The organism is Rhizobium hidalgonense, from assembly GCF_005862185.2.
Lineage (GTDB): Bacteria > Pseudomonadota > Alphaproteobacteria > Rhizobiales > Rhizobiaceae > Rhizobium > Rhizobium hidalgonense.
The window spans coordinates 3,412,771-3,432,968 of the sequence record NZ_CP054027.1; the positions used below are offsets into that span (position 1 = coordinate 3,412,771).

At 62.0% G+C, this 20,198-nt stretch carries 19 protein-coding genes; 6 read left to right on the plus strand and 13 right to left on the minus strand.

All coding sequences use genetic code 11. The features are described from left to right. Window positions 1-95 precede the first annotated feature (95 nt). The 9 genes from FFM81_RS16550 to FFM81_RS16595 all read right to left on the minus strand — a co-directional run bounded on the left by FFM81_RS16550 (window position 96) and on the right by FFM81_RS16595 (window position 10,232). Window positions 96-557: a plant virulence effector HPE1-like domain-containing protein gene (locus FFM81_RS16550; RefSeq protein ID WP_138385090.1), complete on the minus strand. Its 462-nt coding sequence runs from the start codon at window positions 555-557 to the stop codon at window positions 96-98. A 93-nt stretch (window positions 558-650) separates the two neighbouring features. Further along, window positions 651-1,934: a phosphoribosylamine--glycine ligase gene (purD, locus tag FFM81_RS16555; RefSeq protein ID WP_138385089.1), complete on the minus strand. Its 1,284-nt coding sequence runs from the start codon at window positions 1,932-1,934 to the stop codon at window positions 651-653. Window positions 1,935-1,999: 65 nt separating this feature from the next. Beyond that, window positions 2,000-3,934 carry a DUF2207 domain-containing protein gene (locus FFM81_RS16560; RefSeq protein WP_138385088.1) on the minus strand — a complete coding sequence of 645 codons (1,935 nt, stop codon included), beginning with the start codon at window positions 3,932-3,934 and terminating at the stop codon, window positions 2,000-2,002. 37 nt (window positions 3,935-3,971) lie between these two features. Beyond that, a complete protein-coding gene (locus tag FFM81_RS16565) occupies window positions 3,972-5,246 on the minus strand; it encodes a 3-phosphoshikimate 1-carboxyvinyltransferase (protein ID WP_138385087.1) in 1,275 nt (424 codons plus the stop codon). 201 nt (window positions 5,247-5,447) lie between these two features. Beyond that, entirely contained in the window at window positions 5,448-5,999 is a 552-nt protein-coding gene (locus FFM81_RS16570; protein ID WP_003569966.1) for a LemA family protein, read from the minus strand. Between the two features lie 114 nt (window positions 6,000-6,113). Continuing rightward, the gene (locus tag FFM81_RS16575; RefSeq protein ID WP_138385196.1) at window positions 6,114-7,844 is read right to left on the minus strand and encodes a DUF2207 family protein; all 1,731 of its coding nucleotides are present in this window, start codon (window positions 7,842-7,844) and stop codon (window positions 6,114-6,116) included. Window positions 7,845-8,006: 162 nt separating this feature from the next. Continuing rightward, window positions 8,007-8,963, minus strand: coding sequence for a glycine--tRNA ligase subunit alpha (locus FFM81_RS16580; protein ID WP_138385086.1), 957 nt, complete (start codon window positions 8,961-8,963; stop codon window positions 8,007-8,009). 199 nt (window positions 8,964-9,162) lie between these two features. Then, on the minus strand, window positions 9,163-9,354 hold the full coding sequence (locus FFM81_RS16590; RefSeq protein ID WP_003569970.1) for a hypothetical protein: 192 nt from the start codon (window positions 9,352-9,354) through the stop codon (window positions 9,163-9,165). Window positions 9,355-9,371: 17 nt separating this feature from the next. Continuing rightward, window positions 9,372-10,232 carry a S49 family peptidase gene (locus tag FFM81_RS16595; RefSeq protein ID WP_003569972.1) on the minus strand — a complete coding sequence of 287 codons (861 nt, stop codon included), beginning with the start codon at window positions 10,230-10,232 and terminating at the stop codon, window positions 9,372-9,374. A 199-nt stretch (window positions 10,233-10,431) separates the two neighbouring features. Between FFM81_RS16595 and FFM81_RS16600 the strand changes: the two genes are divergently transcribed. Then, window positions 10,432-11,772, plus strand: a complete 1,341-nt coding sequence (locus tag FFM81_RS16600; protein ID WP_003569975.1) for an Nramp family divalent metal transporter — start codon at window positions 10,432-10,434, stop codon at window positions 11,770-11,772. Window positions 11,773-11,823: 51 nt separating this feature from the next. Here the strand turns inward: FFM81_RS16600 and FFM81_RS16605 are convergent, their stop codons facing one another. After that, window positions 11,824-12,600 carry a tRNA1(Val) (adenine(37)-N6)-methyltransferase gene (locus FFM81_RS16605; RefSeq protein ID WP_003569977.1) on the minus strand — a complete coding sequence of 259 codons (777 nt, stop codon included), beginning with the start codon at window positions 12,598-12,600 and terminating at the stop codon, window positions 11,824-11,826. A 7-nt stretch (window positions 12,601-12,607) separates the two neighbouring features. After that, the gene (locus tag FFM81_RS16610; protein WP_003569978.1) at window positions 12,608-12,835 is read right to left on the minus strand and encodes a putative signal transducing protein; all 228 of its coding nucleotides are present in this window, start codon (window positions 12,833-12,835) and stop codon (window positions 12,608-12,610) included. Between the two features lie 108 nt (window positions 12,836-12,943). Between FFM81_RS16610 and FFM81_RS16615 the strand changes: the two genes are divergently transcribed. From FFM81_RS16615 to moaB, 4 genes are all read left to right on the plus strand, one after another. Continuing rightward, a complete protein-coding gene (locus FFM81_RS16615) occupies window positions 12,944-13,960 on the plus strand; it encodes a polyprenyl synthetase family protein (RefSeq protein ID WP_003569980.1) in 1,017 nt (338 codons plus the stop codon). 133 nt (window positions 13,961-14,093) lie between these two features. After that, entirely contained in the window at window positions 14,094-15,926 is a 1,833-nt protein-coding gene (locus FFM81_RS16620; RefSeq protein ID WP_003569982.1) for a tetratricopeptide repeat protein, read from the plus strand. 12 nt (window positions 15,927-15,938) lie between these two features. Further along, complete coding sequence (locus FFM81_RS16625) at window positions 15,939-16,835, plus strand: 4-(cytidine 5'-diphospho)-2-C-methyl-D-erythritol kinase (protein WP_003569983.1); 897 nt, start codon at window positions 15,939-15,941, stop codon at window positions 16,833-16,835. Further along, the gene (gene moaB / locus FFM81_RS16630) at window positions 16,835-17,386 is read left to right on the plus strand and encodes a molybdenum cofactor biosynthesis protein B (RefSeq protein ID WP_003569985.1); all 552 of its coding nucleotides are present in this window, start codon (window positions 16,835-16,837) and stop codon (window positions 17,384-17,386) included. Before FFM81_RS16625 ends, moaB begins: the two co-directional genes overlap by 1 nt. Window positions 17,387-17,392: 6 nt before the next feature. Here moaB and FFM81_RS16635 read toward each other — a convergent pair whose 3' ends face one another. Both FFM81_RS16635 and FFM81_RS16640 read right to left on the minus strand, forming a co-directional pair. Next, window positions 17,393-17,707 carry a hypothetical protein gene (locus FFM81_RS16635; protein ID WP_003569987.1) on the minus strand — a complete coding sequence of 105 codons (315 nt, stop codon included), beginning with the start codon at window positions 17,705-17,707 and terminating at the stop codon, window positions 17,393-17,395. Between the two features lie 405 nt (window positions 17,708-18,112). Beyond that, window positions 18,113-18,631 carry a glycosyltransferase family 2 protein gene (locus FFM81_RS16640; protein WP_025415453.1) on the minus strand — a complete coding sequence of 173 codons (519 nt, stop codon included), beginning with the start codon at window positions 18,629-18,631 and terminating at the stop codon, window positions 18,113-18,115. 138 nt (window positions 18,632-18,769) lie between these two features. Between FFM81_RS16640 and FFM81_RS16645 the strand changes: the two genes are divergently transcribed. Then, complete coding sequence (locus FFM81_RS16645; RefSeq protein ID WP_003569991.1) at window positions 18,770-19,927, plus strand: PA0069 family radical SAM protein; 1,158 nt, start codon at window positions 18,770-18,772, stop codon at window positions 19,925-19,927. The last annotated feature ends 271 nt before the right edge of the window (window positions 19,928-20,198 follow it).

The window sequence follows — 20,198 nt, forward strand, 5'->3', positions numbered from 1 at the left end:
AGGGTGCATTCGGTCCACCTGAGGTGGAACCCCAAACGATCGAAACCTTGATCAGGCGGGGCAGGGAACTTTATCCAGCCGTTGCCGGAATTGGCTTAGAAACGCAGCTTGAATTCGGAGGTGTCGAGGCTCGCCGGCCGCTCGGCCATGCCGGCCACAACAGGTTTGGCATCGCCGCCGATGACGGCTGCGGTCGTCGCATTCATGTCGATGCCATCGGCAGGCGGGGTTGACGGCGCGGCCGCAACCAGGGCTTCCGGGGTCGCCTTGCTGACGAAGACGACGGGCGAACCGCCCATCCAGCCTTCGGTGCGATAGATCTTCTTTTCGCCGCCGACATCGCGGACTTCGCTCGCCTGCAGGACACCGGGCTTCAGCTCCGGCACCGTATAGTCCTTCTTGACGAGTTCGGCCTGGAGCGGCGGGCAAGCGGCGCAGGATTCGGTGACGATGCTGCCTTCAGCGGGCGCCGCGGTCTTGCCGACCACCTCGATCGAGGAGGCCATTGCCGAACCTGCCATCAGCAGGATTGCCGCACCGAGGAAAATCTGACGCATCAACGCACCTCCGTCTTACCGTTAGAGCGGTATAACGCAGCTTTGTTTCCATCCCGTCAGGGGAAAGGGTAAAAATTTAAAGAACGCGTCGGTTTATACTGTGTCCGAGCCGGCTTCGCGCTCGATTGCCCGCCAGCCGATGTCGCGCCGGCAGAAGCCGTTTTCCCACTTCACCCGGTCGAGCAGCGCGTAGGCGCGATCCTTGGCCGCGGCGACCGTGCCGCCCGACGCGGTGACGTTCAGCACGCGGCCGCCGGTCGAAACCAGCGCGCCGTCCTTCAGGCCCGTGCCGGCATGAAACACCTTCTCGCCCTCGCCTGCCTCAGGCAGCGAGAGGATCGGCGTGTTCTTCTCATAGGCGCCGGGATAACCCTTCGAGGCCATGACAACGGTCAAGGCCGGATCGTCGCTCCATTCGGCGCTAACCTGATCGAGCGTGCCGTTGGCGGTGGCAAGCAGCAGCGGCAGCAGGTCACTCTTCAACCGCATCATCATCACCTGGCATTCGGGATCGCCGAAGCGGACATTGTATTCGATCAGCTCCGGCCCCTTCTTGGTGATCATCAGCCCGGCGAAAAACACGCCGGAGAAGGGATGACCACTCTCGGCCATGCCGCGCATCGTCGGCTCGATGATCTCCTTCATGGTCCGCTCGACCATGTCGGCGGTCATCACCGGCGCCGGCGAATAGGCGCCCATGCCGCCGGTGTTGACGCCGGTATCGCCCTCGCCCACCCGCTTGTGATCCTGGGCAGTGGCGAGCGGCAGCACATGTTTTCCATCGCATAGGCAGAAGAAGCTCGCCTCCTCGCCATCGAGATAGGCTTCGACGACGACCTCGGCGCCGGCAGCGCCAAAGGCGCCCTCGAAGCAGTCGTCAACGGCATCAAGCGCTTCATCCAGCGTCATCGCCACCGTCACGCCCTTGCCGGCGGCAAGGCCGTCGGCCTTGACGACGATCGGTGCGCCCTCAGCGCGGATATAGGCCTTGGCCTTCGGCGCATTGTTGAAGCGCTGGTAGGCGCCTGTCGGAATGCCGTAGCGGGCGCAGATATCCTTGGTGAAGCCCTTGGAGCCTTCGAGCTGGGCAGCAGCAGCCGAGGGGCCGAAAACCACAAGGCCATCGGCGCGCAGCCGATCGGCGAGACCGGCGACGAGCGGCGCCTCCGGGCCGACGACGATGAAATCGATCGCCTTCTCCCGACAAAAAGCGGCGACCGCTTCATGATCCTCAATATCAACGGGCACAAGGGCGGCGTGTTCGCCAATGCCGGGATTGCCGGGCGCAGCAAAGAATTCGCTCAGCAACGGCGATTGCGCCAGCTTCCAGGCGAGCGCATGCTCGCGTCCGCCCGATCCGATCAACAGAACCTTCATGCGCCACCCTTTCCTTTTGCCTCTGGCGGTTAAGGGCCAAGGGCCGAAAGGTCAAGCGCGAAAGCTTACCAGCCTCCGCCTCCCCCGCCGCCGCCGCCACCACCGGACGAGCCGCCGCCGGAAAAACCGGAGGATGAGCTCGACGGCGGCGGCGCCGGTATGGTCGAGGCGATGGTCGAGGCCATCGATGAGGAAAAGCCGCCGATACGGTCGGAGAAACTGCCGCTGTTGAAATTGCCGGAATACCAGCCGGGCGCATAGGCCGCAGCCGCACCGGCGGCAGCCGCCGCAAGCCAGGTTTCGAAGGTGCGCGACCAGGGTTTTTCAACGCCGAGCGCCACCGCATAGGGCAGAAGCGTCTCGAAGTGCTGCGGCGACATTTGGGGGGCGCCAGCCGTGTTCATGCGGTCTTTCTCGGCCAGCGTCAGATATTGGCGCAAGCCGTCTATGCCGTCCATCATCTTGGCGCCGAGCGGCGTCGGTGCGCCCATGATGAAGACATAGAGGATATTGAGGAGCACGATACCACCGACGGCAAAGAGCATCGGCGTTTCGTGCAGTTCCACCAGCGACGAAGCAAGCGCCAAGACGACGACCGCAAGGATGCTGATGCCGACGAAAACGCCGATAGCCGTCGCGATAATGGCGATGATCTTGCCGAACAGCGAGCTGCCGCGATGCAGCGACCGGACGAAACCGGCGACGAAGACGGCAACAAAGACCGAGATCGCCGTCGGGACCAGCATCAGCGCGATCGTGTCCGGCTGCAGCGAGCCGAAGACGAAAAGCGCCACCAGGGCGGCGGCGCTGAGCGCGATGCCGCCCGCCGTATAACCCAGGTTGGAATTATAGTATTTGCCGCGATGCTCCTTCTCGATCGCCGAGCGGAAGGACTGGCCGACGGTTTTCACCCGCTCGCCATTGGCCTTGTCGATCGTCAGCGTTCTGCCTTCACCGCCGGCAACCTTCAACAGTTCGGACTCGCCGGCCTGGAATTTTTCCTTGCCGAGCGGCTTGCCGGTGCCGCGGATGACAATCGAATTCTTCAGGTCTTCGAGCTTAACGTAGCCGCGGACGGCAAGATTGAGCGCCGTGGCGGAGAGCGCCGTCCAGCCGCCGCCGGAAAAGCCCTTATTGTCGATATAGTTGACCAGCGCCGGCGAGATGCCGTCGGGCGCATCCCACCGCGGCACGACGACGCCGCGGGCGGGATCGCGGCCGACCTTTAGCCATGATCTGAGATAATAGGCAAAAACCAGGATCAAGCCGCCGAAGCCGATAAAATAATTGCGGTTGTCCTTCAGCCACCAAGTGCTCTCCATGTCCGCGCTCGGCGGATCGATCGCCCCCTTCGGCATGCGGATCGCAAAGGTCAGCCCTTCGTTGGCATTAAGCGGCGCGGTGGTGGAAAAGGTGAGGCCGGTGCCGGTCTCGCTGACGCTGGCGTTCTTTCCCGTCGCGCCCTGCGGGCCGGTAAAGAAGACCGTCTCCGTCGCGCTGACACCCGGCGGCAGCGTCACCGTCGCCGTCGCCGAACGGATCGGGAAGATCCAGCCATTGCCGGTGACGTTCCAGTAGAGTTCGTCATGATCGTCGAAATAGCGGATCTGGCGGTTGGTCTTGTAGGTGAAGACGTAGCGATGACGGCCGGGCGCCACCGTCACATCGGCGGAACCGGCATAGATGCGGATGCCGCCCGCAATCGATTCCGTGTGCCAGGGCTCGTCCGCGCCGTCGCGGGTAACCGAGACCATATCGAAATCGACGCTGCGGCGACGGCCTTCGGCATCGGTGAAATAGAGCGGGAAATCACGGAAGATGCCGTGATTGATCCGGTTGCCCTCGGCATTGACGGTGATCGTTTCCGCTACCGACATCGCGCCGCTCTTTTCGAGCGCGATGTCGGAGGCGAAACTGTCGATGACCTCGGCGGCAAAGGCGGCCGGCGCGGCGAGCATCAAGAGCAGTGCAAAACAAAACCCGAAAACCCGACGCCCCATCCCAGTCTCTCCGCCGGCAGCCTCGGCCGCGTTTCCGTCAATCATTGTCCTGATATGTCACGCCGAGGGCGGCGAGCGTCCGCCAATAGGCGGGGTAGGTTTTGCCGACGCAATCGGGATCGAGAATGGTGATGCCGTCGATCTTCAACCCGGCGAGCGCGAAGCTCATGGCGATGCGATGATCGGCAAAGGTATCGATCTCGGCCGGCAGCGTTTGACCGGCGAGAGCGGGATCGGAATATACGATCAGATCGTCGCCCTCCTCGACAGCCAGACCTTCGCGGATATTGTTGAGCCCCGTGGATAGCGCCCGGATGCGGTCGCATTCCTTGACGCGCAGATTGGCGATCCCGACGAAGCGGACCGGCGTCTCGTTGAAAGCGGCAAGCACGGCGATTGTCGGAACGGCGTCCTGCATCTGCGAGCCATCGATTTCCGCCGGGAGATGCGGGAACTTGGCGATCGTCTCGTAAGCCTTGGCATCCGGCTGAGTGAAGGCATCGTTCGGCACGCCGAGATCGATCTGGCCACCGCTCAGCACTTCGGCCGCCCAGAGATAAGTTGCGGCGGATGCATCCGGCTCGACGACGAAATCAGTTGCGGTGTAGCCGCGCGGCTCGACACGCCAGGTCGCGGCATCGAGCTGCTCCACCTTGGCGCCGAAGGCTTCCATGGCGGCAAGTGTGAGATCGACATAACCGCGCGCGCCGATATCGGTGCCGGTGAGCGCAACCGTGACGGGCGCGTTGGCGCCCTGCTTGGCAAGCGGTGCTGCCATCAGAAGCGCCGAAACATACTGGCTTGACAGCCCGGCATCGATCTCGACGCGGCCCGAAGGGAAATGTCCGGTGCCGCGCACGGTCACCGGTGGGCAGCCGGTCGGCGCCTCGGCATCTAGTCCGAGCGACTTGAGTGCTGCGACCAGCGGACCGATCGGCCGCTTGCGCATATGCTCGTCACCATCGACCACGACCGTGCCTTCGACAGAAGCAACCGCGGCCGTCAGGAAGCGCGTCGCCGTACCGGCATTGCCGAGGAAGAGCGGCGCTTTCGGCGGCAGAAGCTTGCCGCTGCCGGTGACGACGAAGGTGGTGTCGTCGGGCTCGTCGATCGCAACACCCATCGCACGCAGCGCATCGGCCATATAACGCGTATCGTCGCTCTTCAGTGCGCCGGTGAGCCGGCTCGTGCCCTTGGCAAGGCCGGCGAGCAACAGGGCGCGATTGGTGATCGACTTGGACCCCGGCGGCATGGCGCGGCCCGAAAGTGGCTTGCCCGGCGGGATGATCGTGAGTTTGGCTGTGCGTGTCATGCTGTTTCTTCCGTCCCTAGAGCATGATGCCGAAAAGTGTGCGCGGTTTTCGGACGACATCATGCTCTAACTCTTTAATTTAGAACAGGATTCAGATTTTAGGCCGACCCGGCCTAAAATCATCCTGTTCTGGGGAGCCTTAACGGCCGCAATCTGCCCTTGCTCTTAACCGCTTTCTCGCAAAGGCAAAATGCCGGATCGTCAGAATTTGACGCTGGGGACGGCGCGATCGGCCTCGTTGGTGATTTCGAAATATTCCCGCTTGGCAAAACCGAACTGGCCGGCAACGAGATTGGAGGGGAAGCTTTCGACCTTGACGTTCAGGTCGCGGGCCGCACCATTATAGTAGCGCCGCGCCATCTGCAGCTCGCCTTCCATGGTTTCCAGCGAAGCCTGAAGTTCGGCGAAGTTCTGATTGGCCTTGAGATCGGGATAGGCCTCGGCGAGCGCGATGACCCGGCCGAGCGCCTGGCCGAGCAGACCTTCCGCCTGCGCCCTGCCGGCAACATCGCCCGATGGCACGGCCTGCGCCTTGTTGCGTAGCGCAACTACCTCTTCGAGCGTGGTCTTTTCATGGGCGGCATAACCCTTGACCGTCTCGATCAGGTTCGGGATCAGATCGGCGCGACGCTTCAGCTGCACGTCGATGCCCGACCAGGCTTCCTCCGCCATCTGGCGGGAGCGAACCAGGCCGTTGTAGATGAAGACGACGTAGAGTGCGATGACAACGATAATAGCCAGTATCACGTACATGCAGATGAGCTCCCCGATTTGATGATCGCACGTTAGTGATTCGGCATAACAAAGTCATCTTGGCGCGGTCATTCTTCGGCGGATTTCGATGAGACTTTGATACTGCCGCCCAATCTAGGAATTTATCCGCCAATCAGGGGCATAGGCATCCATCTTCTCGCTCTCCTGCCAGAAATTGAAACGTTCGGTCCAGTAGTGCTCGGCATCAAGTGCAACGGCGAAAGGGAGATAGTGCTCGTAACATTCTACCGACATCGCCGGGCCATCGGTCCCGCCGCGGAGATAACGATCCAAACTCAGCACGCTATCGCGGATCTGGCGCTGCTTGGGGGTCGGCACACGCAACATTGCCGCGACGACGAGGATGCCGGCAATATCTAGCAAGATTGCTACCAGATATGGCAGTTGCTCGCTGAGCACCTCTGTGGTGACAATGTAGCAAACCGAAATAATCATCAGGCCGGGAAGACCGAGACACATCCCCAATACTTGTCGGAAGTCCATGGGGCTTGATATTCTCTCCGGCTCCCTCAACACCCCCACAGCAGCCAAAGAAACCAGCAGCAATCCACATATAGCCGCTGAGAAGATCAAGAGGCCCGCAAAATAAGCGACGGCAACGCCGATAACCAAAATGGACAAAACAGCACGCGAAATCCACCGATCCTTGCCCCTGATCTTCTGATATTCCGCAAGAACTGTCTTGTGCAATTCGCCTTCAACACCATACGAGGCATATAAAATCCTGCGCCGATCAACGACAGGCTGTTCCTTTTCGATCCGCTCAAAGACGAAGCGCGTTGCAGCGGGAAGGCTATACCATCTAGCTCCCGTAATCTTACGCTTCCCCCGCGCTTGTTTGGCAGACAAGTCCGAAGCCTCGGCATCTTCGCCAAGTCCGGAAATGCGAAACTTTCGTTTTACCGCGAGATGGGCGACCGACGCCATAAAGGCTGCCTTTGCCGCGTCCGCCTTCCAGTTTCGGAACAGATAGGCGGCGAGCGCCGGTGATATGCTCCCGAGCATCTCGGTGTCGATAGCTTTCGAAGCTGCAGGCAATCGCCGGCCGGACGCCAATCTCGACACAGCAAACCCACCTGCGATCAGCGGCCCCAAAATGCTTATGAATGCGAGAAAGTGGTCAGAGAGCCACCAACGCACCAGCTTGTCGCTCGTCCCGCCCAGAAAAGTTCCTTCAGGATATTCGATCTCGATGTCCGGCAACACCCGATCCCCTTTTCCAGCCGCAATAGAAACCAGAATCTCGTTTGGTGCGCTCTGCGTGATCTCATAAGCCGGCGGGTCGCGATGCGAAAGACGCAGCATTCCGCCCGATGGGATCGTAAGGGTTACCGCTTTTTTCGCTCCCTGATCATGAATGTGCCCCATATAGGCCGGTAGGGAAAGGATCTGGCGATCCCCCTCATGACGAACCAGGCGGCCCAATCGGTAGGCGATCTCTACCTTGCCGGGGCCGGCGGGCAGGTCCGCAGGGCAGTTCCTGCAATGCCATTTGCCGATATAGATCGCGTAGCCCGGCACATTGTTTTCTTTGAAATAATGTTCGTCACGCCCGTTCCACCGGGCGGTAATCAAGTCGAAATCGCGCCAGTGAGAACCGGCCACATCCGTGAAACGTTGGGGGATATCAACGTAAACACCGCCGTAGTTTTCCCCCTTCTTGACTAAGATATCGAAGCTTTCCGACACCAGGGCGGTGCCGTCGGCGGACACGTCGATCGTGGTTTTCGCCGACTGGACGGTGAACTCCCTGTCAAAGTCGCTGCACGAAGTCAGCATGACAAGGACCGCGCATGATATCAGCCATGAAAACAGACGCGGCACGCTGGCTGCGCAATTTTCTGATGTGATTTCAAAGTAAAGAATGCCGCTTTTCAAAAGACAGACCGAAGCTATACCTGATCGAAACACCGATAAGATAGTGTTCCGACAGCCCACGCAAAAGAAGCATAGTTTCAGAAGCTGAAGAAAATTTTTAAGGCGCTATTACGCCGCCGCTTTGCCCAGGTTGATGCCGCCGGCATCGGTCAGCAGGAAGGCTTCGCCGCAGGCCTTGGCGAGGGTGCGCACGCGCAGGATATAGCTCTGGCGCTCGGTGACCGAGATGACACCGCGGGCGTCGAGCAGGTTGAAGACGTGGCTGGCCTTGATGCACTGGTCATAGGCCGGGAAGACGCATTTGTGCAGGCGCTGGTTGTCGCTTTGGGCGGGAGCGCCGGCATCGAGCAGCGCCCGGCACTCCTTCTCGGCATCGACGAAGTGGCGATGCAGCATCTCGGTATTGGCGAATTCGAAATTGTGGCGCGAATATTCCTGTTCGGCCTGCAGGAAGACGTCGCCATAGCTGATCTTTTCGTCACCCTCGCGGCCGTTGAAATTCAGGTCGTAGACATTGTCGACGCCCTGGACATACATGGCGAGGCGCTCGAGACCATAAGTCAGTTCGCCCGCGACCGGCGCGCATTCGATTCCGCAGACCTGCTGGAAATAGGTGAACTGCGAGACTTCCATGCCGTCGCACCAGCATTCCCAGCCGAGGCCCCAGGCGCCGAGCGTCGGGCTTTCCCAATCGTCTTCGACGAAACGGATATCGTGCAGCAGCGGATCGAGACCGATCGCCGCCAGCGAGCCGAGATAAAGCTCCTGCAGATTGGGCGGGTTCGGCTTCAGGATGACCTGGTATTGGTAATAATGCTGCAGGCGGTTCGGGTTCTCGCCATAACGGCCATCCGACGGACGGCGGGAGGGCTGGACGTAAGCGGCCTTCCACGGCTTGGGGCCGAGGGCGCGCAGCGTGGTAGCCGGATGGAAGGTGCCGGCGCCGACTTCCATGTCGTAGGGCTGCAGCACCGCGCAACCCTTGTCCGCCCAGTAGCTATGCAGGGTCAGGATCAGCGCCTGGAAGGAGCGCTTCGGGTTCATATGGTCTGGGATGGCTGACATGGGTGGTACCGATTGCGTGGGGACTGTCGGCGCGACAGGTGCCATGGAGGGCGGCAGGGGTCAAGGGTTTTGCGGCGGGGTGTCGAACGTCAATATGGAAGCGGAATTTAGCTGCATCTCACCCAAGCCTTGTGATGGGGTGGACGAGGCACCCCCTACGGAGCAGCAGCTGGATGGGCTGATGCAGCCACCACGCCTCTTATTCCTCATCCTGCTTCAGCCGATATTCCCCCGTCACCGGGTCCTTGACCAGCGTGCCGATCGCGCCGGTCTGGCGCTCCTTTTCGGCGCGGCGCGACTTTTCGGCGAGCTTGCGGGCATCGGAGACAAAGCGGCGGTAGAGCCACCAGGCCGAGAAGACCAGGACCAGGATGGTGATAAGCTGCGCCATTTCCCTCTCTCACTCCCTCAAAGCCCGAAGCGGCTCCACAATGCTCTTTCTTCCGCCGCTTCGACAAGCCCCGTCGCGAGGCCGGATGCGGCACTTTCGAGCGAAACCGGCGACACGCCGGGAACACGGCGGCCGAACAGACCGCGGCCGGCGGTGACGAGCTCCAGTTTGGTTTTCTGGCCGTAGCGCCGCTTCAATTCCTGGCGCATGTCGCCGAGGCCATCGATGAGGCCGAGTTCGAGGCCGCGGGTGCCGCTCCAGAACAGGCCGGAGAAGACCGCCGCATCATCCCTCAGCTTGCCGGCGCGGCGCTCGCGCACCATCGAGATGAAGACCTGGTGGATTTCGAGCTGCAGGCTCTTCAGATATTCGATGTCCTTTTCCTTTTCCGGCTGGAAAGGATCGAGGATCACCTTGTTTTCACCCGCCGTATAGACGCGGCGCTCGACGCCGATCTTCTTCAACAGTTCGGGAAAGCCGAAACCGCCGGAGACGACGCCGATCGAGCCGACGATCGAGGTGGCGTCGGCGATGATTTCGTCGCCGGCGAGCGCAATCATATAGCCGCCGGAAGCGGCGACATCCTCTACGAAAACAAGCACCTTCTTCTGCTTCTCGCGGGCGAGCTCACGAATGCGGGTGAAGATCAGGCGGGACTGGACGGGCGAGCCGCCCGGCGAATTGATTGATATGGCGACCGCCGGCGCGTCCTTCATGGCGAAGGCCTTTTCCAGAACCGGAGCGACATTGGCGAGATTGAGAGCCGGGCGGAACGGGCCGCCGCCGCTGACAATCGCCCCCTGCAATCTGACGACCGGGATGGTGATGCCGTCCTTGCGGAACCGTTTCGGCAGCAGCTTTCTCCAGAATCCGGCCATCTCTCATCCTTCGCTTCGGGTGGCACGATCGCGTCAATGACGATCGGCATCCATGTATGCGCTGGAACGACAAACGCAATGGCCGCGTTCTCGAAAACATCGGGCCTGAAAACAGCGGATTGATTTTCCTGTTGCGAATGACTTGCATTATCATTCTAATTCGTCATAGTGCCCCTTACGAATAATAGGTGGAAATCGCATGGACGCCCTAAATCCGAATGCAAACCGCGGCTGGCGGCACGAACGCGGCGAGGCGTCGCTATCGGATGTCTACCGCACCGTCGGAACCGGGCGTCACAGCTCAAGGTGGCGGCGGGCGGCGGCCTTCGCCGGGCCGGGCTACATGGTCGCCGTCGGCTACATGGATCCCGGCAACTGGGCGACCTCACTCGCCGGGGGCTCGAAATTCGGCTATGCGCTGCTCACCGTCGCGCTGCTTTCCAACCTGATGGCGATCGTGCTGCAATCGCTCTGCGCGCGGCTGGCGATCGCGTCGGGCCGCGATCTGGCGCAGGCCTGCCGTGACGCCTTTCCGAAATGGGTTTCGGTGCCGCTCTGGGCCTTTGCCGAGATCGCCATCATCGCCACCGACATCGCCGAGGTGATCGGCACGGCAATCGGCCTTAACCTCTTGATGGGCATCCCGCTGGAACTCGGCGTACTGATCACCGCGCTCGACGTTTTCGTCATCCTCTTCCTGCAGAAGCTCGGTTTCCGCTGGGTGGAAGCCTTCATCATCGCCCTGCTCGGCGTCATCGCTGTCTGCTTCGGCGTGCAGATCCTGCTTGCCGACCCGCAATGGGGCGCCGTCGTCACCGGTTTCTTCCCGACCACCGAGATCGTCACCAATCCGGAGATGCTCTATCTGGCGCTCGGCATTCTCGGCGCGACCGTCATGCCCCACAATCTCTACCTTCATTCCGGCATCGTCCAGACGCGGGCTTATGGCCACACGATTCCCGAGAAGAAGGAGGCGCTGACCTTTGCGACGATCGACTCGACGGTGGCGCTGTGTTTCGCGCTGCTGATCAACGCCTCGATCCTGATCCTGGCGGCTGCCGCCTTCAATGCGCACGGCAAGACCGACGTCGTCGAACTCGGCGATGCCTATTCGCTGCTGTCGCCGCTTCTCGGCCTCGCCATCGCGCCGACGCTGTTCGGCATCGCGCTGCTGTGCTGCGGTCTGAACTCGACGGTCACGGCGACCCTTGCCGGCCAGATCGTCATGGAAGGCTTCCTGAAGATCCGGCTGAAGCCGTGGATGCGCCGGCTGATCACCCGCGCCATCGCCATCGTGCCGGCGGCGGTCGTCACCATCTGGTATGGCGACAAGGGCACGGCCGAGCTCTTGATCCTTACCCAGGTGGTGCTCAGCCTGCAGCTTTCCTTTGCCGTCTTCCCGCTCGTTATGTTCACCGCCAGCAAGGCCAAGATGGGCGAGCTCGTAGCGCCGCGCTGGCTGAGCGGCCTCGCCTATCTGATCGCGGTCGTCATTGCCGGGCTGAACGTCAAGCTGCTCTTCGACTTCGTCACCGGCTGAAGCAATTCCAGGAAAAGTGAAGCGGTTTTCCGTCCGGAATTGCGGGAGACCCTAAAGCCTCACATAGGCCGCCCGGCCATTGTTGAAATCATCGACGAGAGGGGAGAACTTGTGGCTCCCCTCTTCGTGCATGACCAAAGGCGCGCGCAGCGACAGCCGCGCCCGCGACCCCTTGATACCCGTCACCAGGATGCGGACGGCGTTTTCGCCGGGGCGCGGATGGATGGCGGTAATTTCGATGCCGCCGAAGCGCCGGCCGCAGGCGGTAATGATCTCGGCGATCGATTGCGGCCTGGCGATCAGCGATAATTGCCCACCCGGGATCATGATGGCGCCGGCCGTGCGCAGCCAGCTTTCGAACAGGCCGTCGGTCATCGCATGGGCTTCGGCCTTCAGCGCGTCGGGCGTGCGCCGGTCGCCGGCATCGTTGAAGGGCGGGTTCATGATGACGTGGTGGAAACTTTCGTCGATGAGGCCGGCATCGTTGCGCGCCTTGGCGGTCAGCGTCACATCGGCCTCGACGACACTGGCGCGGCCCGCAAGATGGGCGTTTTCGGGCAGGAGGATGCTGCGGCGGGCATAATCGGCCATTTCGGCAGAGCGCTCGAACAGCACCACTTGCGCCTTGGCAAGCCGCGCGGCGACGGCAAGGCCGGCCGCACCGGCGCCGGCGCCGAGATCGGCGACCCTGACCGGGCGATCGTCGGCGACGAGGGCGGCAAGCAGCATCGCATCCATGCCGGCGCGATGGCCCCTGCCCTTCGGCTGCAGCAGATGAAAGGCGCCGCGATGGAAGGCATCGATGGTTTCGGCAGGCTCCCCGGTCATCGCCTGCTCACGTCCTGTCGCGCAGTTCGCCGCCGAGACCGGCGTCGATCAGGATGCGGCGCGCCTGATCGGCCATCTCCTCATCCACCAGCAGGCGGCGCGGCAGCATACCGAGCGAACCTTCCAGCACGCTCATGCCCTGATCGGCGATGAAGCAGTGAATGCCCGCATCCTTCATCAAGCTTTCGGCAAAGGAGAGCAGAACGGGGTCGTTGGCGCGGATAAGTTCATGCATTTGCCGTCGTTTTCCTTCCAATTTCGTCTTGCGCGACAATTCACCTCTTGCCGCGTCCATCGCCCCTTTCTATTGTCAGATGCAAAGAATGAACAGGAGTCCGGGTCGTTGGGCGTGGTCATACCGCTTGAAGAAAGCAAAAACAAACTGGCATCCATCAAGCCATTGGTCGATCTCACCAGGGCGGATATGGAGCGGGTGAACCAGCTCATTCTGTCGAAGGCCGGCTCCGACGTGCAGATGATCCCGGAAGTGGCGAACCATCTGATCTCATCCGGCGGCAAGCGGCTGCGGCCGATGCTGACGCTGGCCTCAGCCTCGCTGTTCGACTACCGCGGCGAAAACCACGTCAAGCTCGCCACCTCGGTCGAGTTCATGCACACCGCCACGCTGCTGCATGACGACGTCGTCGACGAAAGCGACCTGCGGCGCGGCAAATCGACGGCGCGGATGATCTGGGGCAACCAGGCGAGCGTACTGGTCGGCGACTTTCTGCTTGGCCAGGCCTTCCGCATGATGGTCGATGTCGGCTCGCTCGATGCGCTCGACGTCTTGTCTTCCGCCGCCTGCATCATTGCCGAAGGTGAGGTGCTGCAGCTTTCCGTCGCCAAGAACATGGAGACGACGGAGGACGATTATCTTTCGGTCATCCGGGCCAAAACGGCGGCGCTCTTTGCCGCCGCCGCCGAAGTCGGGCCGATCGTCGCCGAGGCCGGCAAATCCGGCCGCAACGCGCTGAAATCCTACGGCATGAATCTGGGGCTGGCCTTCCAGCTGGTCGACGATGCGCTCGATTACGGCGGCAAGGCCGCCGATCTCGGCAAGAATGTCGGCGACGATTTCCGTGAAGGCAAGATCACTTTGCCGGTTATCCTCGCCTATCGCCGTGGGACCGAGGATGAGCGCGCCTTCTGGCGCGACGCAATCGAAGCCGGCAACAGCACCGACGCCAATCTCGAAAAAGCGCTGGGGCTGATTACCAAATATGGCACGCTCAGCGACACCATCGGCCGGGCGATCCATTATGGCACGATCGCCAGGGACGCCCTTGCGCCGCTTCCCGATACGGTATGGAAATCCTCCCTGATGGAAGTGATCGACTTCTGCATCGAGCGCGTCAATTGATCAAACGTCCTTGATCGCAGGCTGAATTTCTTGCGGCGCCGCTTCAAAAAAGCCATCCTGTTATGAATCAGTGAGCACCACTGGTTTTTGCGACCGGCGCCATTGTCGGACGCTGTCGAAGAAAGGTTTCCTAATGCGGCAGAGATTTGCCATCCGTCTTCTTACGAGTGCAGCGCTTGCCGCTGTCCTTTCGCTGGGCGGTGTCGGCGGCGTAAGTGCCGAGGATGCGGCCAAGCCGGGCGATGTGGAGAAGACCGATAGCTTCGATGCCGATAGCGTTACCACTTTCTCCGGCGCCTTCCTCGCGGCGCGCACGGCCGATGTCGATCACGACTATGCAACGGCGATCGAACTCTACAAGAAGGCGCTGCAGATCGAGCCCGGCAATCCGGAGATTCGCCAGCGGCTGATGATCTCGCTGCTGCTCAACGGCGACATTAAGGAAGGCGTCAAATATGCCAACGACCTGAAGGGCGATCCTTCCGTCGAGCGCATCACCACGATCGTGCGCGGCATGGATGCCGTGCGCCGTGACGACTACAAGACCGCCGAGGCCATCCTCAAATATAAGGGGCCGAACGACCTCGACCGGATGATGAACGACCTGCTGCTCGCCTGGGCTCGCGTCGGCGCGGGCCGCGGCAAGGAAGCGCTCGCCATGGTCGAGAAGATGAAGGGACCGGACTGGGTCGGCATTTTCCAGAATTACAATGCCGGGGCGATCGCCATCGCCACCGGCGACGTAAAATCGGCCCGGAAGCATCTGAACGACGCCGTGCTCGACAAGGAAGGGGGTGCGACGGCGCCCGACACCTTCATGCGCGCGGTGATGGCGCTCGCCCGCCTCGAAGCTTCACAAGGCAATAAGCAGAAGGCGCTCGACGCCGTATCCGTCGGCGACAACCTGCTGCCGAACTACGCGCCGCTGAACGCGCTGCGCGACAGTATCGAAAAGGACGAGAAGCAGGAACAGCAGGTCAAGACGGCCGAAGAAGGCGCTGCCGGCGTGCTGTTTTCGGTCGGCGGCGCGCTGAACCGCGACGGCGCTGAGGACATCGTTTCGCTTTACCTGCAGACCGCCAATGCGCTCGACCCGAACAGCGCCGATACGCTGGTACTTCTCGGCGGCATCGCCGAGAAGCAGAACCAGATGGACCGCGCCATCGCGCTCTACAAGAAGGTGCCGGAAAATTCGCCGATGCGGCGCATCTCCGAGCTCCAGCTCGGCCTTGCCCTTGCCCAGGGCGGCAAGGTGGACGAGGCGCGCAAGCATCTGCAGGCGCTGATCGCCTCCGACCCGAAGGATATCCGCAGCTACCTCGCTTACGGCAGCGTGCTCTCCGACGCCAAGGACTACGAGGCGATGGCCGCCAATTACGACAAGGCGGTCGAAGCGATCGGCCCCTTCCCCGGCCGCCCCAATTGGAGCGTCTTCTTCCAGCGCGGCATCGCCTATGAGCGGCTGAAGAAGTGGGACCAGGCGGAGCCGAACTTCCGCAAGGCGCTGGAGCTCAATCCCGACCAGCCGCAAGTGCTGAACTATCTCGGCTATTCCTGGATCGACATGAACCGCAACCTCGACGAAGGTCTCGGCATGATCAAGAAGGCCGTCGACCTTCGCCCCGACGACGGCTACATCATCGATTCGCTCGGCTGGGCCTACTTCCGGCTCAACCGCTTCGACGATGCCGTCGACGAGCTGGAGCGGGCAGCCCAGATCAAGGCCGGCGACGCGACGATCAACGACCATCTCGGCGACGCCTACTGGCGCGTCGGCCGCAAGCTCGAGGCCGTCTATCAGTGGAACCGGGCGCTCGCTTCCGAGCCCGAGGCCGCCGAAATCCCGAAGATCAAGGACAAGGTCGCCAACGGTCTGCCTCCGGCAAGCGACGATGCCAAGGCGGCCGACAAGAAGCAGCCGGACCCCGCACCTGTCACCCCGCCGCCGGCCGACAAGAAATCCTGACGGGCGGCAAGCATGCCTGAGAAGGGCTTTGCCGAGGCTTTCGGCGTCACCGAAGAGGCGCGCGCGAAGATCAACCTCGCTTTGCATGTGACAGGCCAGCGGGCAGATGGCTATCATCTGCTCGATATGCTGGTGACCTTCGCAGATTGCGGCGACCGGCTGGGCTTCCTGCCTGCGAAGGCCGACGCCTTCACCCTATCGGGCCGCTTCGGCGAAACGCTTGCCGGCGACAGCGGCACCAATCTGGTGCTGCGGGCACGCGATCTTTTGAGGGAGGCGGTCGGCGTCCTCGCCTTTCCCGTCCATATCCACCTCGAAAAGAACCTGCCTGTTGCCTCCGGCATCGGCGGCGGCTCGGCCGACGCGGCGGCGACGCTGCGCGGACTGATGCGGCTCTGGGGCATGAGCCTGCCGGCGGAGGCGCTTGCCGCCCTGGCGCTGAGGCTCGGCGCCGACGTGCCGATGTGCGTTGAAAGCCGGCCGCTGATTGCCCGCGGCATTGGTGAACAGATCGAGGCCGTGCCTGATCTGCCGGCCTTTGCCATGGTGCTCGCCAATCCGCTGAAGGGTGTCTCGACGCCCGAGGTGTTCCGCCGGCTGGCGACAAAGAACAACCCTTCTTTAAACCTGGCTTCGGGGCTTACTGGGAGTGCCGGCTGGCTGGCAATGATCGGTGCTGCCCGCAACGACCTGGAGCCGCCGGCGCGCCAGCTCGTGCCGGAGATTGCGGTGATCTCGGCGATGCTGCAGGGCCGCGGTGCGCTTTTGACCCGTATGTCCGGTTCCGGCGCCACCTGTTTCGGGATCTTTGCGAGCATGGTTGAGGCGCAAGAGGCGGCTACGGCCCTTCACGGCACGCGGCCGGACTGGTATTTCCAGGCGACGGAAACGATATCGGGAGGCATGTGATGGCAGGTCTGGACGACAAGCGGCCCTTCATAGCCGTCGGCATCGCGGTTCTCACCGTCTCGGATACGCGCACGCCGGAGACGGACAAGTCGGGCGACACGCTGGCGGCGCGAATCAGCGAGGCGGGCCACAGGCTGGTCGACCGGGCGATCGTGCCCGATGATCGCGAGAAAATCGCAGCAACGGTCAAAGCCTGGACCGAGCGGGACGAAATCGACGTCGTCATCACCTCAGGCGGCACCGGCTTTACCGGCCGCGATGTGACGCCCGAGGCGCTGGAGCCCTTGTTCGAAAAGCGCATGGACGGCTTTTCAGCCGTCTTCCACCGTATTTCCTACGACAAGATCGGCACGGCGACGATCCAGTCGCGTGCCACGGCAGGCGTTGCCAACGCCACCTTCATCTTTGCGCTGCCCGGCTCGCCCGGCGCCTGCCGGGATGCCTGGGACGGCATTCTGAAAGGGCAGCTCGACTATCGCAACATGCCGTGCAATTTCGTCGAGATCATGCCGCGTCTGGACGAGCACCTGAAACGCGGCGCGACCAAATAGAATTCGCTATGTGGCAAGGCCGGGCAGAGCGGGCATCGTTTCCCAGCTGTCACCAGACAGCAGAATGCAGCTTATGCCGTGAACATCCGTGACCACGAGCGTCCAGGTGCCGCTTTTGGCGGCATAGACCTCGAGAACGGCGTTCTCGTTGACCAGTCCGACCGCTGTCAGCTTTTCAGCGAAATTCCTGTCGAGGAAATTGACGACCTCGGATCGGCCTGCGCAACTGAGCATCGTCTGCGATGCTGCCGGATGCGGATGCGCGATCAGCGATATCGGCAATATGACGGCCAGCAGGCCGTAAATCATACCGCGTACCATGACGCACCTCCTTTCGCCGGGAACCCGGCAGAAGAGGAGATTGTCGCCGACCTGTTCTGCCGTCCACCGGCATTCCATGGCCATCCGTTACGAAGCGAGGCGCTTCGGCGGCGCCATGGGAGAATTATAGCGCGAAATCCTATTGGGCGCCATGTTTTGCGCGATGGTGGGGAGTGCGACCACTAACGCGCTATACAGCGAGATCAGCCCCTCATCCGGCTGCCGCCACCTTCTCCCGCTCGCCGGGCGAACGGGGGTAGCCGCGACCTCTCCGTCCCCCGCTATCCTTTCGCAGGGCACGTCCCCTCTACCCGTTTTCACGGGGAGAGGGTTAGGGTGAGGGGCAGCTTTCGGCGCCAACCAAGCCTTGGATCAAGCTTTGGAATAACGGAGAGTGAAAACCGCTCAGCGTGCAGCCCGGGCGACCCAGGCGGGAATCAGTTCGCTGGAAAGCTTGCGCGGCTTCTGGCCCTGGGCGAATTCGGCAAGTCGCATGCCGCTTTTGGCCACCGCAAGCGCCTGGCCCTTCGGCATCAGCAAACCAAGCTCCAGCGGCGGCGCGGCGCGGCCAATACGCTGAAAGAACGGCCGTCGATAGCCGCGCGAAGCGGTGAAGCGGGCCGGCAGTTTGTTCAGCGCGATATATTCGGCGATCTCATCGATCCAGCCGGCCTGAGGTCGTGCGCCCGGTTCGACGAAGAGCAGCCATTCGCCGCGGGCGGATCGGACGATGTCATTGATATCCCACTGCGAATAAAAGCGGCAGCCGGCGGCGTCGGCGACCCGCGAGGTACCGTCGCGCGAGCCGTGATCGAGCACGACCACATCGCTGACGATCCCCTCCACCGCGCCTGCCACCAATACCGATAAAGTCTGCGCCAGCTCAGCTTCCTGATCCTGACATTCGAGAACAACCGTCAACATTGCCCATTCATAATGCGCCGCACAAATTATTGCCAGCGGCGTTTTCCGCATTTTGTTCTTGCATTGTTCTTGTTTTACGGATAGGAATTTAATCATCAAAACGGGCGGAAGCGATGGCTTTTGCCGCGGGAGAATCCGATGAGAGAGCAGTCCCTGGCAGGGCAGGCCGCATTCGCGCCTGCCAATACGGCAGATATTGCCGATGCGATGATCGTGTCATCCGGTCTGAGGATCGAGGTCGACCGGCGGCGTGGGCGCGGGGCGGGACTGAACCCAACCGGCAGGTTTGAGGCGCTGCAGCGCGAGACCTTCGACGATGGCTGGCAGACCTTGGAAGAGCTGCCTCCGTTCAAGACGGACGTGCAGATCGAGAAGCCGCGAACTGCCATTACCCGCAATGAATCGCCCGACATTGCCTTCGACCGCTCGATCAACCCCTATCGCGGCTGCGAGCATGGCTGCATCTATTGTTTCGCCCGGCCGACGCACGCCTATATGGGGCTTTCCGCCGGGCTCGATTTCGAGACGAAGCTCTTCGCCAAGCCGGATGCGGCAAAGCTGCTGGAGCGGGAACTTGCAAAGCCGGGCTACAAGGTGCGGGCGATCGCGATCGGCACCAATACGGACCCCTATCAGCCGATCGAAAAGGAATGGCGCGTCATGCGCGGTCTTCTCGAGGTCCTGAACAAGGCGAACCACCCGGTATCGATCGTCACCAAATCGGCGATGATCCTGCGCGATCTCGACATTCTGCAGGAGATGGCGGCGAAGAACCTGGTGCGCGTCGGCATCTCGGTAACCACCCTCGACCGCAAGCTTGCCCGGACGATGGAGCCGCGCGCCGCCACGCCGCCGCGCCGGCTGGAGACCATTCACACGCTGTCGGAAGCAGGCATCCAGACGGCTGTGATGGCCGCCCCGCTGATCCCGGCGTTGAACGATCACGAGCTGGAGCGCATTCTCGAATCGGCCAAGGCTGCCGGCGCCGCCGAGGCGAGCTATGTCATCTTGAGACTGCCGCTCGAGGTTAGCCCGCTCTTCCGCGACTGGCTGCTGCAGCATTATCCCGATCGCTACCGGCATGTAATGTCGCTAGTGCGCTCGATGCGCGGCGGCAAGGATTATGATGCCGAATTCGGCAAGCGCATGAAGGGCGCCGGTCCCTATGCCTGGCAGATCGCCCGGCGTTTTGAAATGGCCGCCAGACGCTTCGGCCTGACGCGACGCGGCATGCCGCTGCGCGACGATCTGTTCGTGCCGCCGGACGGCAGCGGCGTGCAGCTGTCACTGCTTTAGCTTTGTTCTTACGCAATTCCGGACGGAAAACCGCTTTGCACTTTTCCTGGAATTGCTTCTGCCTTTTACGCAATTCCGGACGGAAAACCGCTTTGCACTTTTCCTGGAATTGCTTGTAGCTTGCGCATCGGCTGTTCAGAAAAACCGCCCTGTTTTCGAGCCCCGAGCGCAATTCCCGCGGATGGCACTGACCGCCACCATCCGCCGGTCCCGGTCCCCGACCGCCGCCCTGATCGGGGACTTGCGGGCAATCGGGTTGGCGTGCGAGGTT

Bases quoted from the DNA above. Each gene is read 5' to 3' on its own strand.
- FFM81_RS16640 (WP_025415453.1), bottom strand. From the start codon at position 18,631: ATGTTGACGGTTGTTCTCGAATGTCAGGATCAGGAAGCTGAGCTGGCG.
- FFM81_RS16580 (WP_138385086.1), bottom strand. From the start codon at position 8,963: ATGTCAGCCATCCCAGACCATATGAACCCGAAGCGCTCCTTCCAGGCG.
- FFM81_RS16625 (WP_003569983.1), top strand. From the start codon at position 15,939: ATGCCTGAGAAGGGCTTTGCCGAGGCTTTCGGCGTCACCGAAGAGGCG.
- FFM81_RS16620 (WP_003569982.1), top strand. From the start codon at position 14,094: ATGCGGCAGAGATTTGCCATCCGTCTTCTTACGAGTGCAGCGCTTGCC.
- FFM81_RS16610 (WP_003569978.1), bottom strand. From the start codon at position 12,835: ATGCATGAACTTATCCGCGCCAACGACCCCGTTCTGCTCTCCTTTGCC.
- FFM81_RS16565 (WP_138385087.1), bottom strand. From the start codon at position 5,246: ATGACACGCACAGCCAAACTCACGATCATCCCGCCGGGCAAGCCACTT.
- FFM81_RS16605 (WP_003569977.1), bottom strand. From the start codon at position 12,600: ATGACCGGGGAGCCTGCCGAAACCATCGATGCCTTCCATCGCGGCGCC.
- FFM81_RS16570 (WP_003569966.1), bottom strand. From the start codon at position 5,999: ATGTACGTGATACTGGCTATTATCGTTGTCATCGCACTCTACGTCGTC.
- FFM81_RS16550 (WP_138385090.1), bottom strand. From the start codon at position 557: ATGCGTCAGATTTTCCTCGGTGCGGCAATCCTGCTGATGGCAGGTTCG.
- FFM81_RS16560 (WP_138385088.1), bottom strand. From the start codon at position 3,934: ATGGGGCGTCGGGTTTTCGGGTTTTGTTTTGCACTGCTCTTGATGCTC.
- FFM81_RS16590 (WP_003569970.1), bottom strand. From the start codon at position 9,354: ATGGCGCAGCTTATCACCATCCTGGTCCTGGTCTTCTCGGCCTGGTGG.
- FFM81_RS16600 (WP_003569975.1), top strand. From the start codon at position 10,432: ATGGACGCCCTAAATCCGAATGCAAACCGCGGCTGGCGGCACGAACGC.
- FFM81_RS16635 (WP_003569987.1), bottom strand. From the start codon at position 17,707: ATGGTACGCGGTATGATTTACGGCCTGCTGGCCGTCATATTGCCGATA.
- FFM81_RS16595 (WP_003569972.1), bottom strand. From the start codon at position 10,232: ATGGCCGGATTCTGGAGAAAGCTGCTGCCGAAACGGTTCCGCAAGGAC.
- FFM81_RS16645 (WP_003569991.1), top strand. From the start codon at position 18,770: ATGAGAGAGCAGTCCCTGGCAGGGCAGGCCGCATTCGCGCCTGCCAAT.
- purD (WP_138385089.1), bottom strand. From the start codon at position 1,934: ATGAAGGTTCTGTTGATCGGATCGGGCGGACGCGAGCATGCGCTCGCC.
- moaB (WP_003569985.1), top strand. From the start codon at position 16,835: ATGGCAGGTCTGGACGACAAGCGGCCCTTCATAGCCGTCGGCATCGCG.